Genomic DNA, 12,408 nt, shown 5'->3' on the forward strand with positions numbered 1-12,408 from the left:
CCCCGTACACCCCCTGTGCACCGGGCGGCTGCCCTTTGAAAAGGTGTGGCGTTTCCTGCGCACGCCCCGCTTGCCGGGATTTAACCGGACTAGGGCAGGGTTGGGATCAGCGCGGGAGTGCCGCCCCGCTGCGAACCGCCGCCATCAAGGGAACGCCACGGGATGCCCAGTAAACGGTATTACGACAATGAGATGCAGCTGGAGCTGGACGACCTGCAGCAGAAGCTGCGCCGCGACTGGCTGGACAAGAGCCTGCCGGAGGATTGGGACGGCATCCTGAGCTGGGAGCGGCTGGACAAGCCCAAGACCCGGGTGACGATCCGGCTGGACGCGGACATGGTCAAATGGTTCCGCAAGCTGGGCCCGAACTATGGCCGCCGCATCAACTCAATCCTGCGGATCTACTGGCTGGCGCTGCTGGCCGGGCATATCCAGGCCCATGACAAGGACAACACGATTCTTCGCATTGCGGTGCGGGCGCGGCGGATGCAGCGGGATCTGCGGGAGCGCGGGGTGGGAGAGTGAGGGGAAAAAGAACAGAGAAAGATGGCATCTCCAATAGCAACTGCAGACCTGTGCTGTATTCTTCAACAAGAGCTTCAGTTAATAGCTCCTGTTGAAGATTGTGGTCACCGCGACTTAAATGCCTGAGATGTTTCGAATGCAGTTGCTAAGGTCTTTGAACGTCGCCTCAAAGGTGTCTCGGTTTTCTTTCATGTTCTCAAGAATTTTACCGCCTTGCTCAATTTGTTCATCACTTAAAGCAAAAACGGGGACGTTGTGTTTTTGAGATTGGGCGATCAGTGAGTTAAAGTCGGGAATGTTGGCTAGATTGTAAGGTTCGTCAGCTGCACCTGAGGCTACAAACTCAGCTTCCGTGATGATCATGGAGGACTTTTTTAGTACAGGTACTAGAGTATTATCTACATTGGCTTTAATCGTATCGATCCAATTTTGAAAAGATTTCGCGGGCGCTCCAGATCTAGGTCGGTAGCGCTGTGAAATAATTCCACAAAATTGCGGCGGCGTTTGAGGGATGGGGTAGGTTAAAGAAGTATTACGAAACGCAGCAACCGACGAACTCCAGCCTGGTAGGACCTTCGCCAAAGAACTGATTGCTTGATTGCAATAATAGTCTGGGGACGTTGGTACTATGAAATAGTCCGATGACATCAGGAAACACTGGTTTAGAGCGCCGACGCTTGGGCTCATGTCAATGAGCACAATGTCGATTTCGTTGTAAGTTGCAGTGATTCGAAGGAATTCGCCAATTGAGCCAGGTATGTTTTGGAGTGCCGGAATCGCGGTACTTGCACTCAGTGCAACAGAGATTTGTGTTTCGTGCAAGGCGAGGTTAATACTTCCTGCTAGCAAAAAGAGATTTTCGTGATTTGTACCAAAGGTCTCGATGGGTTTTAAATGGGACCCTGATCCGCTGAAAACAGGGTCGAGGCCATCGGCAATGTTTTGGCCGGGATTTTTAGTATAGAAACTGTCGAAATCAGCAACTCCAGCGAACCCCAATACGGTGCCGGTCAAATTACATTGTGGGTCGCCATCAACAATCAGTACTCGATACCCCTGATCCGCTAATGCCCATCCTAGGTTGAACGTGGTAGTGGTTTTGCTGACGCCACCCTTATGATTGAATAGGGAAACGAGTGGGGCCATGTTGCACGCTCCTGGATTTATGTTGTGCCGTTTAGTTTCGCATAGGTGGAGCGTAGGTAGCGTGAAATACTTCGAGTGTCCACTGGCGAGTGCATAATTTGCGAGGCAACTTCAGTGGTGAGCGTTTTCCTCTGAACCCAAGACGTTGCTTTTGTCAAAGGTCCTTTGGTTACATCACCGCAACGACGCCCTTTTCAACAGCCCCACCGCATCCGGCCTGTTCAGCAGCGCCCGGCTCACGTCCAGGCCATGCGTGCCGCGCTTGTGGGCGGCGGGCAGGGGGGCGTGCGGGTGTCCTGCGCGCGTGATCCAGATATCCTCCGGCAGCGCCGGGCGGGTGACGGGGTCGAGGAAGGTGCTCTCGGCGGCGATGCCCTCGGCGTAGATGATGTGGTGGCGGTCGAACAGGATCTGGAAGTAATCGGCAAAGCCGCCGTCCAGCACCACCACGCTGTCGCCGTTCACCAGGTCGCGGGCGCGGACCAGGATCTCGGGCGCGCCGGCGCCGATCTCGTCGCTGCGCTGGTAGACCATCAGCCGGTGGCCGGGGCTGACGATCAGGTCGCGGGCGTTGTTCAGGGCCCCCTTGCGGATCAGGACCGGGGCCAGATCGCCGACCGCGCGCAGGGTGGACTGGCCGACCCAGCGCACCTCCTGGATGCCGTCGTCGCGGGTCAGGACGCGGTCGCCGGGGCGCATGTCCTCGATCGGGCGCTGGGCGCCGGTGGACAGCGTGATGCGGGTGCCGCGGGTGAAGGAGACGCAGGCCGATTGCGCCAGCTTGCGCCGGGCGGGCTCGCGCACCGCCTTGACCAGCGTATAGGGCACCTGCGGCTGCAGGGGTGCCAGCGGCACCAGGTAGATGGCGGCGATATAGCCCTCGGCATCGGCCTCGACCAGCACCAGGATTTCGGTGTTGGGGCCGCGGTCGGGCATCAGGGTCAGCAGGCAATCCAGGTGCAGCGCGGCACCGGGGGTGCCAAGCGCGGAGGCCTCCGCCACAGAAAGGCTGCCGTCGTGACCGGCGGCGATGCCCAGCCGCCGCGGGGCGGAGGCGGCGTCCAGCATGTAGACGTCATCCAGCACTAGATCCTCAAGCACGCCCAGCGGGTCGCCGGTGTTGGCACCGTATTCGACGCGGAAATGCTCGGCCAGGCAGGCCTGGACGGAGGTGAGGCTGGCGGTCAAGGTCTGTCCCATAAGCGGCGTGTGTTTCGTTTCCACTGTGAACCCGCGCGGGGCGCTGTCCAATAGATCTGCTGCAGGAATGTGGCAGAAAACGGTCCGGAAGGGGCTGATTTTCCGGCGGTTTGACGATTGGCGCGGAGGGCGCGGGGCTGGTCTTCGCCGGGCAGGCGGTGCAAGCTCTGCGGCGACTGAAAAGATTCCCGAGGGAGGACGGCAATGGATCTGGGTATTTCGGGCAAGCGCGCGCTGGTTTGCGCCAGCAGCAAGGGGCTGGGGCTGGGCTGCGCCGAGGCGCTGGCGGAAGCGGGTGTGAACCTGGTGATGAACGCCCGCGGGGCGGAGGCATTGGAGGCGTCGGCGCAGGCGATCCGCGACCAGTATGGCGTGGATGTGGTGACGGTGGCCGCCGATGTGACCACGCCGGAGGGCCAGCAGAAGGTGCTGGAGGCGGCTGAGGACGTGGACATCCTGGTCACCAACGCGGGCGGGCCGCCGCCGGGCATGTGGACCGACTGGGACCGCGAGGATTTCATCAAGGCGCTGGACGCCAACATGCTGACCCCGATTGCGCTGATCAAGGCGCTGGTCCCGGGCATGATCGAGCGCGGCTGGGGCCGGGTGGTCAACATCACCTCGGTCTCGGTCAAGTCGCCGGTCCCGGTGCTGGGGCTGTCGAATGCGGCGCGGGCGGGGCTCACCGGCTATGTCGCGGGCACCGCGCGGCAGGTGGCGGGCAAGGGTGTCATCATGAACAACCTGCAGCCGGGCCTCCATGCCACCGACCGGGCCGAGGCGCTGGACGGCGGCGCGGCCAAGGCGCAGGGCATTTCGGTGGAGGACGCCAAGAAGCAGCGCTGCGCCACCATCCCGGCGGGCCGCTATGGCACCCGTCAGGAGTTCGGCGCCACCTGCGCCTTCATGTGCTCGCAGCATGCTGGATTCATGGTCGGGCAGAACATCCTGCTGGATGGCGGCGCCACAAACACCACGATGTAAGGAGCGCCGCATGGCCAGCGGGTTTTCCCTGAAGGACCAGCTGTTCAACCGCGAAAAGGTCCGCTATCTGGCGGGCCTTTTTTCCGCGGCTGAGGCCGGGTTTGATGCTGAGGCTTTTGAGGCCCAGGTGATGGCGGAGCTGCCGGCGCTGGAGCTGAAGCAGAGAATCGCGCTGATTGCGCAGGTGCTGGCGGATCATCTGCCCGCAGCCTTGCCCGAGGCAGCGCCCATTCTGCTGAAAGCGCTGCCGCCGCCGCTGGATCCCGGCAAGACGGATGATGACTTCGGCGACTTCATCTTTGCCCCCTTGGGGGAATATGTCGCCGCGCTGGGCCTTGAGGCGCACCGGGATCTGTCGCTGGACCTCTTGGAGGAAATCACCCAGCGGTTTTCGATGGAATGGGCGATCCGGCCTTTCCTGAACCGCTGGCCGGATGAGGTGCTGGCGCGGATGCAGGACTGGGCCGGGCACAGCAGCTATCACGTGCGGCGGCTGGTCAGCGAGGGCACCCGCCCGCGGCTGCCCTGGGGCGAGGCGGTGGGCCTTGCGCTCGGCGCCCCGCTGCCGCTTTTGGACCGGCTGCACGGCGATGGCGCCCGCTTTGTCACCCGCTCGGTCGCCAATCATCTGAACGACATTGCCAAGAAGGATCCGGATCTGGTGATGGACCGGCTGCAGCGCTGGCGCCAGGCCGGGCAGCAGCAGCGCAAGGAGCTGGACTGGATGACCGGCCACGCCCTGCGCGGGCTGGTGAAGGCGGGCCATCCGCGCGCGATGGCGATGCTGGGCTATGATCCGGATCTGGCGCTGGACGCGCGGATCAGGGTCCCGGAGACCGTGCGTATCGGCGGGGCGCTGGATCTCTCCTGCCGTCTGGACGGGGCTGCGGGCGCGCCGGTGCTGGTCGATTACATCCTGCATTTCCAGCGCCCTGCGGGGAAAACCTCGGCCAAGGTGTTCAAGCTGAAACAGGCAAAGATCAGCGGCGGCACGCTGGAACTGGGCAAGAAGCACAAGCTGAAGGGGGATGCGACCACCTTCAAGCTGGTGCCGGGGCCGCACCGGGTGGAGCTGATGGTGAACGGCAAGGTGCGCGCCGAGGCCGCGTTTGAGCTGCTGCCGGAAGGGTGAGGTAACGCAGACACTGCTCTTTCGCCCGGCGGCACGCCGGGCAGCGCCCGTCCGCCCCCATGGGCGGGCGCTTCGCTTCCGCCCGCGGACGGGCGTTGCCCTCAGAACTTTGTATCGCACACTCCATCACACTTGCGTCAGACCTCTCGCAGGACCGATTGAACGGGTGACTGGTGGCCGCTATCCAGTCGGTCCGCAACCCTCAAGGAAAGGCGTCCCCATGAACCACGAAAACGTGCAGGCTTATTACGGCGAGGTGCTGCAGGGCAGCGCTGATCTTCAGACCAACGCCTGCTGCACGCCGGACGACATGCCGGACCATGTGAAGGCTGTGCTGTCCAAGGTCCATGACGAGGTGCTGACCCGCTATTACGGCTGCGGCCTGATTGCGCCGGAGGCGCTGGAGGGCGCGCGCATCCTTGATCTGGGCTGCGGTGCGGGCCGCGATGTCTATGCGCTGTCGGCGCTGGTTGGGGAGCATGGCAAGGTGGTGGGTGTTGATATGACGCCTGCGCAGCTGGAGGTGGCGCGGCGCCATCAGGACCACCACGCCGAGGCCTTCGGCCATGCCCGGTCCAATGTCGAATTCCATCACGGCTATATCGAGACTCTGGACGCGCTGGATCTGGAGCCGGGCTCTTTCGACATCATCGTCTCCAACTGTGTGATCAACCTGGCCACCGACAAGGGCGCGGTGCTGCGCGGGGCGTATCATCTTCTGAAAGAGGGCGGGGAGATGTATTTCTCCGATGTCTACGCCGACCGCCGGGTGCCGCAGGCGCTGGCCGAGGATGAGGTGCTGTACGGCGAATGCCTGTCCGGCGCGCTCTATTGGAACGACTTCCTGGCCATCGCGAAAGAGGCCGGGTTCAAGGACCCGCGGATGGTGACCTCACGGCTATTGACCATCGAGAATCCGGTGCTGGAAAAGCGGGTGCAGCCGCTGAAGTTCCTGTCGGCCACCTACCGGCTGTTCAAGCTGCCAGCGCTGGAGCCGGCCTGCGAGGATTACGGGCAGGCGGTGATCTACAAGGGCACAATCGAGCACGCGCCGCACCGTTTCGTGCTGGATGATCATCATGTGATGGAAGCAGGCAAGGTATTCCCGGTCTGCGGCAACACCTGGATGATGCTGCAAGACACGCGCCTGGCACCGCATTTCGAATTCATCGGCTCGTTTGAGACCCACTACGGGATTTTCGAGGGGTGCGGCGGCAATTCTCCCTTTAACGGGCTGGAGCTGGACGGCACCGCTCAGGGGTGCTGCTAGAAGGAAGGCCGTAAACCAGGACTTGAAAGCTCAAACAGAGAGCGGCGCCCGGCCCGGCGGGGAGGGCGAGAAGCGCCCGCCCCGTGGGGGGCGGGACGGGCGCTGCCCGGCCTATAGGCCGGGCAGTAGGTTTTTCACGCAGTGCTGACCGCTTGCGGCGGCTGAGCAGGATTGCTATCCCGGCGTGACCCCAAGCGTTTTTATCGGAAAAGCCCCGAGGCCCCATGAACACTGCCCCAGCGAAGATGCACAGCACCATGGCCCCGCCGCGGCTGGAAATCCGCAATATCCGGCGCTTCTTCGAGGGCCGCGCGGTGGTGGATGACGTCTCGCTGAAGATCCGGGCGGGGCAGGTCACCTGCCTTTTGGGGCCGTCGGGCTGCGGCAAGTCCACCACCCTGCGGATGATCGCCGGGGTGGAGATGCAGGACAGCGGCGAAATCTATGTCGATGGCAAGCTGATCTGCGACACCGTGTTCCGGGTACCGCCCGAACGGCGCGAGATCGGGCTGATGTTTCAGGACTTTGCCCTGTTCCCGCATCTGAGCGTGGCCGACAATGTGGGCTTCGGCCTGAAGGGCAGCCGGGACGAGAAGCGCGCGCGGGTCGAGGAGCTGTTGAACCGGGTGTCGCTCAAGCGCTTCATCGACGGCTACCCGCACCAGCTGTCGGGCGGCGAGCAGCAGCGGGTGGCGCTGGCCCGCGCGATTGCGCCCAGGCCGCGGATCATGCTGATGGATGAGCCGTTCTCGGGCCTTGATAACCGCTTGCGCGACGGCATCCGGGACGAAACCCTGAGCCTTCTGAAGGAAGAGGACACCGCCGTCCTGCTGGTCACGCATGAACCGGAAGAGGCGATGCGGATGGCCGACGAGATCGCGCTGATGCGCGGCGGCCGGATCGTGCAGCAGGGCGCGCCCTACAACGTCTACACCCATCCGGTGGACAAGGCGGCAGTGGCGTTCTTCAGCGATGTGAACGTGCTGAAGGCGCAGGTGAACGGCGCGCTGGCACGCACGGCCTTTGGCGAGTTCCTGGCGCCGGGGGTGGCGGACGGCACCGCGGTAGAGATCGTGTTCCGCCCGCAGCATCTGCGCATCGACTTTGACCGCGGCGGCCAGGGCCCGCTGCCCACCCCCAGCGACGGCGTTGCCGCCCGCGCAGTGGTGGAGCGCGCCCGGTTTCTGGGCAGCGAGAGCCTGGTGGAGTTCAGGATGGATTTCGACGGCTCGATCCTTAAGGCGACGGTGCCAAACGTCTTCCTGCCGGAAAAAGGCCGCGTGATGTGGCTGACGGTGCGCCGCAACCGCTGTTTCGTCTTTCCTGCCTGAGTCTTAAGGGGCATTCTGCACCCGGTGAAACAGGAGATGCAGATGCAAGGCAGCTATCAGATCCGGGCGTTGACGCCTACGGAGATCCGCACCGCCGCGGACTGGGCTGCGCGCGAAGGCTGGAACCCTGGGCACAGCGATGCCGCGTGCTTTGCCAGCGTTGACCCCGAAGGTTTCTGGGGCGGCTTCCTGGACGGGCAGATGATCGCCTGCATCTCGGTGGTGAACTACGGGCAGGCGTTCGCCTTCCTCGGCTTTTACATCGTGGCGCCGGCGCACCGCGGCCAGGGCTATGGCTATGCCCTGTGGCAAAAGGCGCTGGAGCATGCCGGGGGCCGGGTTGTCGGCCTTGACGGGGTGGTGGATCAGCAAGCGAACTACCGCCGCTCGGGCTTTGAGCTGGCGTACCGCAATATCCGCTTTGGCGGGGTGCCCGCCGGCGGGCTGCAGGCCGCCGCGGATTTCGAGCTGTCGCCGCTGAGCGCCCCCGCGGCAGAGCTGGAGGCGCTGGACGCCCGCGTCTTCCCGGCGCCGCGCCCGGTCTTCTGGCAGCAGTGGCTGGGCGCGGCGGGGCATCACTCCTTTGCCGCGTACCGGGACGGACGCTTGGCCGGGTTCGGCACCCTGCGGCGCTGCGGCAGCGGCTGCAAGATCGGGCCGCTGGTGGCGGTCTCCCGCCCGGCGGCGGTGGCGGTGCTGGCGCGGCTGCTGCAGGAGCTGCCGCCCGGGCAGGAGGTGTTCCTGGATGTTCCGGAACCCCATGCCGCGGCGGTCGAACTGGCGCGCGGCCTGGGCCTGGCGCCAGTGTTCGAGACCGCGCGGATGTATCGCGGGCCTGCGCCGCAGCTGGAGACGGATCTGATTTACGGCGTGACCAGTTTCGAACTCGGGTAGGGGGCGCTGCCCCCGCCGCCGCTGGATAGGGGTTCCGCCCCGTTCAGCCCTGAAACCGTCCCCCGGACGGTTCCCGGGACGGGCTTCACCCCCGGAGTATTTTTGCAAAGGTGAAGGCCGCGCTTGCACACAGGCTGCCGGTGCGGCGGCGGTCAGCGCAGCGCGCGCCCGTAGCGCAGGAACAGATGCGCCAGCGTGCAGACGGCAACAATCGCCAGCAGGCCCAGGCCGCGCTCGTACAGGCCGTCGATGCCGGTGGGCAGGAAGAAGAACACCGGCGCCGTCAGCGTCCAGAGAACTGCAATGGCCCGCAGCATCCGCGTGTAGCCCTGGCCCATCTGCCCCGCCGCACCTGCCATCACCCAGGGCGCGACCGCCATCAGCACCCCCAGCGCGTAGACCAGGTAGATGTGGATCACGACGCCCTCGTTATCGCTGTCGCCGTATTCATTGCGCGCGCCGACCAGAAAGACGATCAGCCCCATCAGCGCAAAGGCGACGATCCCGAAGCTCCAGCCGCGGCCGCCCAGATGCACATGGGCAGCGGCGACGGCGATAGCGACCAGCGCGGCGGAAAAGGCGTACAGCCCCGAATCGACGATGAATTCATAGCGTCCAGCGCCAAGGTCGCTGATCGTGTCTGCCGCCCAGTCATGGCCGGGCACGATGACGCCGGCGGCAATCACCGAGGCGGCCAGCAGGACACAGCCGAGAACGGCATAGCACGCGAGCAGGATGATGAGGGTGGGGGCGCTGTGCAGGGCGGGGGGAAGCGAAATCTGGGACATGGGCGCGGGCTCCGGTTGCGTACAGCGACTCAACGCGGCGGCGCGGCCAGCTGTTCCGCGTTTGCAGCGCAGGCAGCGGAAGGTGCGGCCGCCCAAGCGGGGCGTGGCCCCAGGCCGCGGCTGGAGGCGGATCCGAAATCCGGTGCGGCGCGTGCAGAGCCGGGGCAGGGGGCTCTGCCCCAGGCGCTGCGCGCCTTCCCCGGAATATTTTCAGCCAGAAGAAGAGCGGATCTTAGCGTCCGTATGGATCGTAGTCCTGCAGGCGCTTGCCGGGCTCGTCCACGAACAGCTCCGGCAGGGCAGAGGCGTCTTCGATCAGGTCAACCCGGAACACCCGGAAATCCTTTCGCGTTTCGCACCACGCGGTCAGGGTCCAGACCCGGCCCCAGTATTCCATGTGCAGAGGGCGGATCTTCCGCTCTGTCAGGGTGCCGTCGATGCGGCGGTAACTGAGCTGCAGTTTCTGCCGCGCCTTTATCGCAGCACGCAGCGCCGGCATGTGCGCCAGGGCGCGGGCGGCGTCCGAGAAGGGATAGACCGCGAATTTCCAGGCGTCGGCCTCGGCAATGGTCTGCTCCGGCAGCACCGCGTCCACCTTGGCCGCCAGCGACAGGGCGGCGGCCTTCAGGTCCGGGTCGGCGGCCTCGGCCACGATGGCCATGCCGAGGTTCAGCGCCTCCAGCTCCTCCGGCGTCAGGGTCAGCGGCGGCAGGCTGATCTGCTCGCGCACCATGTAGCCGACGCCGCGCTCCCCCTCGACCGGCACGCCAGAGGCCATCAGCGTGTCCATGTCGCGGTAGATGGTGCGGGTGGAGACCTCCAGCCGCCCGGCGATGTCCTGGGCGCGGTGCAGCTTCCCGTCGCGCAGGATCTGGATGATTTCGAAAAGGCGGTCGGTGCGGCGCATGGGCCTAGCCTTTGCGCGGGGGAGGGAGGAGGTCAAGGGCTGCGCCTGCTGTCCTTTCAGCGGACAGGCGCAGCCCTCAGGTCTTAGGGCGTCATCTGCCACTGCACCTCTTCATGGCGCATGGCCGCGCTGTCCGGTGCAAGCGCTGCAACCACCTCGGCGGCAAAGTCCTGCTGCATGAAGGTCTGCGCCGCCTTTTGCGCCGTCGCCATGTCCTTCCACACCACATAGTCGGTCCAGCTGCCGTCCGCGCCCCGGCTCAGATGGCGGGTGACAAAGCCGTCCTGGGCGCGCACGAAGGCCTCGGTGCGCTGCATCAGCGCTGTGAAATCCGCAGGACTCACGCCCTCGGCCAGTTTGAAGGTCACGATTTCGGCGGCATGTTTGCTCATCACGTTTCTCCTTTGTTCATGTGATGGGCTGGATTTACCGCGTTGCAACTGACATAAACCTGTCAGTTGGATGCGGGCCGCCTGCAAAAACGATGAAATCCTTCGCTTGCAGGCGCTTTGCACGCGCGGAGTTGCTTTCGCTCAAAGCGGGCCGCGCGCTAAACCCGTAGCGAACAATTCCACCGGCGCTGCAAACCCGCGCCGGATCACGTAAGGAGAGATACTTATGCTCAACAACATCGGCCTGCCTGGCCTGCTGCTCATCGCCGTTGTGGTTCTGGTCCTGTTCGGCCGCGGCAAGATTTCCTCGCTGATGGGCGAAGTCGGCAAGGGCATCACCTCATTCAAGAAGGGCATCAGCGAAGGCAGCAACGAGCTGGAGCAGGACGCCTCGGACACGGCCAAGGACGTGACCCCCGAGACCGAAAAAGACAAGGCCTAAGCGCGGATGTTCGATCTTGGGTGGACCGAACTGCTGGTCATCGGCGTTGTCGCGCTGATCGTGGTCGGCCCCAAGGACCTGCCGGTGCTGTTCCGCAATGTCGGGCGGTTCGTGGGCAAGGCCAAGGGGATGGCGCGCGAATTCAGCCGGGCAATGCATGACGCGGCGGATGAGGCCGGGGTCAATGAGGTCGCCAAGGGCCTGAAGACTGCATCGAACCCCGTCGGCTCTGCCATGGACGGGATCAAGCAGGCGGCGCAGGAGATGGCTTCGTCGATCGACCCGGCGAAATTCGACCCCGGCAGCGAGACCGGCAAGCTGGCGGCGCAGCGCGCCGAGGATGCCAAGAAGATCCAGGCCTCCACCGCGCGCGCCGCGGCGGAGCGCAAGGCGCGCGAGGCGGAAGAGGCGCTGGCCAAGGCGGAAGCCGCCGAGGCGGCGCTGAAGACGGATGATGAGGCCAAATCATGAGCAACCCGGATGAGATCGACGACTCAACCGCACCGCTGATCGAGCATCTGGCCGAGCTGCGCACGCGGCTTATTCATTCGGTTCTGGCCTTCATCGCCGGCATGGTGATCTGCTTCACCGTGGCAACACCGGTGTTCAACTTCCTCACCGCGCCCTTGTGTGAGGTGCTGGCGGAGAGCGGCCAGGACTGCGCGCTGATCTTCATCAGCCCGCAGGAGGGTTTCTTTGTCGCGATCAAGATCTCCTTCCTTGGCGGCTTTATGCTGGCGTTTCCCTTTATCGGGTTCCAGCTGTGGCGGTTTGTGGCGCCGGGGCTGTACAAGTCTGAGAAGGGGGCGTTCCTGCCCTTCCTGGTGGCGTCGCCCTTCATGTTCATTCTGGGTGCCAGCTTTGCCTTCTATGTCGTCACCCCGCTGGCCTACGACTTCTTCCTGGGTTTCCAGCAGTTCGGCGCCACTGGCGAGGCGATCACTGGCGAGGAGGTCACACAGGGCCTGAGCGTGGTGTTCCAGGGCTCGGCGCAGGAATACCTGAACCTGACGATCAAGTTCATCGTGGCCTTTGGCCTGTGCTTCCAGCTGCCGGTGCTGTTGACGCTGATGGGCAAGGCCGGTCTGGTCAGCGCCGAAGGCCTGGGGTCTGTCCGCAAATACGCGGTGGTTGCGATCCTGGTGCTGGCAGCCCTGGTGACGCCGCCGGATGTGATCACCCAGATCATCCTGTTTGTGGTCGTTTACGGGCTGTACGAGATTTCGATCTTCCTGGTGGCCCATGTCGAGAAAAAGCGCGAGGAAAAGCTGCGCGCCGACGGCTACTATGACGATGAGGACGAGATGGATGCGCATCCCGACGATCCTCTGATGGCTGAGTTCGAGGCCGAGGACGGCAAGGACAAGTAAGCCGGAGACGGTTTGAAATGAGAAGGC

14 protein-coding genes are annotated in these 12,408 nt (G+C 64.2%); 9 read left to right on the plus strand and 5 right to left on the minus strand.

What is annotated here, in order from left to right:
* Positions 1 to 162 precede the first annotated feature (162 nt).
* Positions 163 to 525 carry a BrnA antitoxin family protein gene (locus R2C4_RS06340; protein WP_141890017.1) on the plus strand — a complete coding sequence of 121 codons (363 nt, stop codon included), beginning with the start codon at positions 163 to 165 and terminating at the stop codon, positions 523 to 525.
* 114 nt (positions 526 to 639) lie between these two features.
* Here R2C4_RS06340 and R2C4_RS06345 read toward each other — a convergent pair whose 3' ends face one another.
* On the minus strand, positions 640 to 1,671 hold the full coding sequence (locus tag R2C4_RS06345) for a ParA family protein (RefSeq protein ID WP_141890018.1): 1,032 nt from the start codon (positions 1,669 to 1,671) through the stop codon (positions 640 to 642).
* A gap of 174 nt (positions 1,672 to 1,845) precedes the next feature.
* Positions 1,846 to 2,871: a Hint domain-containing protein gene (locus R2C4_RS06350; RefSeq protein ID WP_141890019.1), complete on the minus strand. Its 1,026-nt coding sequence runs from the start codon at positions 2,869 to 2,871 to the stop codon at positions 1,846 to 1,848.
* Between the two features lie 204 nt (positions 2,872 to 3,075).
* On the opposite strand from R2C4_RS06350, the gene R2C4_RS06355 reads away from it, so the two are divergent.
* The 5 genes from R2C4_RS06355 (at position 3,076) to R2C4_RS06375 (ending at position 8,482) form a co-directional block, all read left to right on the plus strand.
* Positions 3,076 to 3,855, plus strand: coding sequence for an SDR family oxidoreductase (locus R2C4_RS06355; RefSeq protein WP_141890020.1), 780 nt, complete (start codon positions 3,076 to 3,078; stop codon positions 3,853 to 3,855).
* Between the two features lie 10 nt (positions 3,856 to 3,865).
* Complete coding sequence (locus tag R2C4_RS06360) at positions 3,866 to 4,987, plus strand: hypothetical protein (protein ID WP_141890021.1); 1,122 nt, start codon at positions 3,866 to 3,868, stop codon at positions 4,985 to 4,987.
* Between the two features lie 220 nt (positions 4,988 to 5,207).
* On the plus strand, positions 5,208 to 6,257 hold the full coding sequence (locus R2C4_RS06365) for a methyltransferase domain-containing protein (RefSeq protein WP_141890022.1): 1,050 nt from the start codon (positions 5,208 to 5,210) through the stop codon (positions 6,255 to 6,257).
* Between the two features lie 224 nt (positions 6,258 to 6,481).
* Positions 6,482 to 7,588: an ABC transporter ATP-binding protein gene (locus R2C4_RS06370; RefSeq protein ID WP_141890023.1), complete on the plus strand. Its 1,107-nt coding sequence runs from the start codon at positions 6,482 to 6,484 to the stop codon at positions 7,586 to 7,588.
* Between the two features lie 42 nt (positions 7,589 to 7,630).
* Positions 7,631 to 8,482, plus strand: a complete 852-nt coding sequence (locus tag R2C4_RS06375; protein ID WP_141890024.1) for a GNAT family N-acetyltransferase — start codon at positions 7,631 to 7,633, stop codon at positions 8,480 to 8,482.
* A gap of 152 nt (positions 8,483 to 8,634) precedes the next feature.
* On the opposite strand, the gene R2C4_RS06380 is transcribed toward R2C4_RS06375, so the two are convergent.
* The 3 genes from R2C4_RS06380 to R2C4_RS06390 form a co-directional block, all read right to left on the minus strand.
* Positions 8,635 to 9,270 (minus strand): DUF998 domain-containing protein, encoded by a 636-nt coding sequence (locus R2C4_RS06380; protein WP_141890025.1) that lies wholly within the window; start codon positions 9,268 to 9,270, stop codon positions 8,635 to 8,637.
* A gap of 232 nt (positions 9,271 to 9,502) precedes the next feature.
* Positions 9,503 to 10,177: a helix-turn-helix transcriptional regulator gene (locus R2C4_RS06385; RefSeq protein WP_141890026.1), complete on the minus strand. Its 675-nt coding sequence runs from the start codon at positions 10,175 to 10,177 to the stop codon at positions 9,503 to 9,505.
* Between the two features lie 83 nt (positions 10,178 to 10,260).
* On the minus strand, positions 10,261 to 10,569 hold the full coding sequence (locus R2C4_RS06390; RefSeq protein WP_141890027.1) for a hypothetical protein: 309 nt from the start codon (positions 10,567 to 10,569) through the stop codon (positions 10,261 to 10,263).
* A gap of 226 nt (positions 10,570 to 10,795) precedes the next feature.
* Here R2C4_RS06390 and R2C4_RS06395 point away from each other — a divergent pair, with 226 nt between their 5' ends.
* The 3 genes from R2C4_RS06395 to tatC are packed head-to-tail and all read left to right on the plus strand — an operon-like array spanning position 10,796 to position 12,381.
* Positions 10,796 to 11,011, plus strand: a complete 216-nt coding sequence (locus tag R2C4_RS06395) for a twin-arginine translocase TatA/TatE family subunit (RefSeq protein WP_141890028.1) — start codon at positions 10,796 to 10,798, stop codon at positions 11,009 to 11,011.
* Positions 11,012 to 11,017: 6 nt separating this feature from the next.
* The gene (tatB, locus tag R2C4_RS06400; RefSeq protein ID WP_058287937.1) at positions 11,018 to 11,482 is read left to right on the plus strand and encodes a Sec-independent protein translocase protein TatB; all 465 of its coding nucleotides are present in this window, start codon (positions 11,018 to 11,020) and stop codon (positions 11,480 to 11,482) included.
* On the plus strand, positions 11,479 to 12,381 hold the full coding sequence (gene tatC, locus R2C4_RS06405) for a twin-arginine translocase subunit TatC (RefSeq protein WP_141890029.1): 903 nt from the start codon (positions 11,479 to 11,481) through the stop codon (positions 12,379 to 12,381). Before tatB ends, tatC begins: the two co-directional genes overlap by 4 nt.
* The last annotated feature ends 27 nt before the right edge of the window (positions 12,382 to 12,408 follow it).

This window comes from Leisingera aquaemixtae, assembly GCF_006740765.1.
In the GTDB taxonomy this organism is placed as follows: domain Bacteria; phylum Pseudomonadota; class Alphaproteobacteria; order Rhodobacterales; family Rhodobacteraceae; genus Leisingera; species Leisingera aquaemixtae.

Bases quoted from the DNA above. Each gene is read 5' to 3' on its own strand.
- R2C4_RS06345 (WP_141890018.1), bottom strand. From the start codon at position 1,671: ATGGCCCCACTCGTTTCCCTATTCAATCATAAGGGTGGCGTCAGCAAA.
- R2C4_RS06385 (WP_141890026.1), bottom strand. From the start codon at position 10,177: ATGCGCCGCACCGACCGCCTTTTCGAAATCATCCAGATCCTGCGCGAC.
- R2C4_RS06395 (WP_141890028.1), top strand. From the start codon at position 10,796: ATGCTCAACAACATCGGCCTGCCTGGCCTGCTGCTCATCGCCGTTGTG.
- tatB (WP_058287937.1), top strand. From the start codon at position 11,018: ATGTTCGATCTTGGGTGGACCGAACTGCTGGTCATCGGCGTTGTCGCG.
- R2C4_RS06380 (WP_141890025.1), bottom strand. From the start codon at position 9,270: ATGTCCCAGATTTCGCTTCCCCCCGCCCTGCACAGCGCCCCCACCCTC.
- R2C4_RS06365 (WP_141890022.1), top strand. From the start codon at position 5,208: ATGAACCACGAAAACGTGCAGGCTTATTACGGCGAGGTGCTGCAGGGC.
- R2C4_RS06355 (WP_141890020.1), top strand. From the start codon at position 3,076: ATGGATCTGGGTATTTCGGGCAAGCGCGCGCTGGTTTGCGCCAGCAGC.
- R2C4_RS06390 (WP_141890027.1), bottom strand. From the start codon at position 10,569: ATGAGCAAACATGCCGCCGAAATCGTGACCTTCAAACTGGCCGAGGGC.
- R2C4_RS06375 (WP_141890024.1), top strand. From the start codon at position 7,631: ATGCAAGGCAGCTATCAGATCCGGGCGTTGACGCCTACGGAGATCCGC.
- R2C4_RS06370 (WP_141890023.1), top strand. From the start codon at position 6,482: ATGAACACTGCCCCAGCGAAGATGCACAGCACCATGGCCCCGCCGCGG.
- R2C4_RS06360 (WP_141890021.1), top strand. From the start codon at position 3,866: ATGGCCAGCGGGTTTTCCCTGAAGGACCAGCTGTTCAACCGCGAAAAG.
- R2C4_RS06350 (WP_141890019.1), bottom strand. From the start codon at position 2,871: ATGGGACAGACCTTGACCGCCAGCCTCACCTCCGTCCAGGCCTGCCTG.
- R2C4_RS06340 (WP_141890017.1), top strand. From the start codon at position 163: ATGCCCAGTAAACGGTATTACGACAATGAGATGCAGCTGGAGCTGGAC.
- tatC (WP_141890029.1), top strand. From the start codon at position 11,479: ATGAGCAACCCGGATGAGATCGACGACTCAACCGCACCGCTGATCGAG.